The organism is Pseudomonas meliae (genome assembly GCF_001400515.1).
GTDB lineage: Bacteria > Pseudomonadota > Gammaproteobacteria > Pseudomonadales > Pseudomonadaceae > Aquipseudomonas > Aquipseudomonas amygdali.
Genome location: NZ_LJQT01000311.1, coordinates 1 through 2,225 on the forward strand (window position 1 = coordinate 1; position 2,225 = coordinate 2,225).

At 59.0% G+C, this 2,225-nt stretch carries 1 protein-coding gene and 1 pseudogene; both read left to right on the forward strand.

The annotated features are described in order from the left end of the window. Positions 1–215: 215 nt before the first annotated feature. A pseudogene (locus ALO64_RS26855) lies at positions 216–1,202 on the forward strand (methyl-accepting chemotaxis protein); the annotation flags it as partial. A 198-nt stretch (positions 1,203–1,400) separates the two neighbouring features. Next, positions 1,401–2,105, forward strand: a complete 705-nt coding sequence (locus tag ALO64_RS26860) for a methyl-accepting chemotaxis protein (protein WP_370684024.1) — start codon at positions 1,401–1,403, stop codon at positions 2,103–2,105. Positions 2,106–2,225 lie beyond the last annotated feature (120 nt).

Genomic DNA, 2,225 nt, shown 5'->3' on the forward strand with positions numbered 1-2,225 from the left:
CCGGATCGGGGGCTTGCAGCCCCCCGATTCTCCTCTCGAATCGGCGTTCGAACGCTGATTGCCTTTTTTTTGATCAAGTTTTGCTCTTCTGCAGCCGATAGCTCTGGCGCGCGGGTTTGCTGTCCATAAAAACAAATCTTCAGCTCTTTCGTCGCGCACAAAAAGCATTTTCAGGAGATTTTATGAACAGCAGCTTTGCGAATATCAGCGTCAACATGAAGTTGGCATTGGGCTTTGGGACGGTTCTTTTTTTCACTGCCATTCTCGCCCTGGTTGGCTGGACCAGCCTCGATAAACTCATCAATCGCACCGACAGAATCGGCGACATCACTGAGTTGAGTGACAACTTGACCAATCTGCGGGTCGCGCGCCTGCAATATATGCTGACTGACGGCGATGAAACCGCCGCACAAAACATGCAGAGCAAGCTGGATGTCTTCAAGGCGCAGCAGCAATCACTGCTCATCAGCTTCAACAACCCGCTCAACCTCAAGCCTCTGCGCGAACTGGCCGATGTCACCCGTGACTATGAAGCCTCGTTGAACAGCATGCGCGCTGCGTTTCAGGCTGGTGCCAAAGTGCGTAACGAGATGACCGCCAATGCCATGGTTGCCATGCGGGCTGTCGACTCGTTGAACGATGCCGTCACGCAGATCGATCCTGCGGACCCGGCGCGTTTTGATCAGGCCCAACTGGCGACTGCCGCCAGGCAAGACCTGATTCTGGTTCGCTATGAAGTACGTGGTTATACCAGCAACCCCAATGACAAGACCGAGACAGCAGCTTTTCAGCAACTGGATACGGCGATCAGTCATCTGGACAGGCTCAAAACCACTTTTGGCGCTGCCAACCGCGAACAGATTGCCCAGTTTGAAAGCGCTCTTCGTAGCTACCGCAGCTCGGTCGACGCTTTCAAGGCCACCACTCAGACTGCTGCGAGCGTGCGTAAGGACCTGACTTCCCAAGGGGCTGCCATCGTCAAACTGGGCGAAGAGCTGTATGGCATTCAGATGCAGATGGGCAAGGATGACACTGCTCAGGCGCGTAATCTGCAGATCGGTTGCGTGCTGTTGGTCATGTTGCTGGGCATTCTTGCGGCCATCGTCATTACCCGGCAGATCACCCGGCCGCTGCGCGACACGCTGGCGATTGTCGAGCGCATCGCTGCTGGCGACCTGACTCATACCGAAGCCGTCACCCGACGTGACGAACTGGGCGTGTTGCAGCAGGGCATCCAGCGCATGGGCACCACCCTGCGCGAGCTGATTTCCGGTATTCGTGACGGCGTCACGCAGATTGCCAGCGCTGCCGAAGAGCTGTCGGCGGTTACCGAGCAGACCAGCGCCGGGGTCAACAGCCAGAAGGTCGAGACCGATCAGGTGGCGACCGCGATGCATGAAATGTCGGCCACCGTGCACGAAGTGGCACGCAATGCCGAGCAGGCGTCCGTCGCTGCCTCCGATGCCGACAAGCAGGCCCGTGAGGGTGACAAGGTCGTCGGCGAAGCCATCCAGCAGATCGAGCGACTGGCCGCCGAGGTGGTTCGCTCATCCGATGCAATGAACGTGCTGGAGCAGGAAAGCGACAAGATCGGCAAGGTTATGGATGTAATCAAGGCGGTTGCCGAGCAGACCAACCTGCTGGCACTCAACGCAGCCATTGAGGCCGCGCGTGCCGGGGAAGCCGGTCGCGGTTTTGCCGTGGTGGCCGACGAGGTCCGCGGCCTGGCGCAACGGACCCAGCAGTCCACCGAGGAGATCGAGGGCCTGGTGGCTGCATTGCAGAATGGCACGCGTCAGGTGTCGGGCATCATGCTTGGCAGCCGCACACTGACTGACAGCAGTGTCGAGTTGACGCGCAGGGCCGGTACGTCACTGGAAAGCATCACCCGGACCGTGTCGAATATTCAGGCGATGAACCAGCAGATCGCAGCCGCCGCCGAGCAACAAAGCTCGGTGGCCGACGAAATCAGCCGCAGCATCGTCAACGTTCGCGACGTATCGGAGCAGACCGCCGAAGCCAGCGAAGAAACCGCAGCCTCCAGCGTCGAACTGGCGCGTCTGGGAGGCCAGTTGCAAACGATGGTCAGCCACTTCCGCGTCTGAACCAGCGCACTGTTGTGCCCGTGCGGCGCGGGGCGCGTGAGGTGTTCTTTCGGATACCTATCGTTCCCTGCGCTCCAGCTAAGAAGTCATAAAGAGGACGCAGAGCGTCCAGAACGGCAT

Coding starts and splice junctions, on each gene's coding strand:
- ALO64_RS26860 (WP_370684024.1), top strand. CDS start 1,401: ATGTCGGCCACCGTGCACGAAGTGGCACGCAATGCCGAGCAGGCGTCC.